Genomic DNA, 246 nt, shown 5'->3' with positions numbered 1-246 from the left:
CAAAAAACACCCCGCTACCGATCCAAAAGAACTTACCACACTTCAGGCCAAGCTCGACAGCAGTTATACAGAGCGCGATGGCGCCAAAAAGAAGCTGAACGACCTCGATAACCGCTATCAAAATCTGGCAGAAGCGCACCATATGATCGGTGAAGAGCAAGATAAACTGCAAAAGCAAATCAGCCAGTTACAACAAGAAAACAGCGAGCTGCTACAGCATAATAATGAATTAAAGCAGCAGTATAG

Annotated in this window: 1 protein-coding gene; it reads left to right on the top strand. The window is 45.1% G+C overall.

Annotation, left to right across the window (positions count from 1 at the left end; genetic code table 11):
• Positions 1 to 246 (top strand): hypothetical protein (locus AAEY93_RS20970; protein WP_351079664.1); only part of this gene is annotated, 246 nt, incomplete at both ends.

Origin of the sequence: Shewanella sp. CAL98-MNA-CIBAN-0140 (assembly GCF_040309905.1) — a bacterium.
GTDB lineage: Bacteria > Pseudomonadota > Gammaproteobacteria > Enterobacterales > Shewanellaceae > Shewanella > Shewanella psychromarinicola.
The sequence above is the reverse complement of the archived record's forward strand: the minus strand, read 5'-3'. Positions and strand labels throughout refer to the sequence as shown.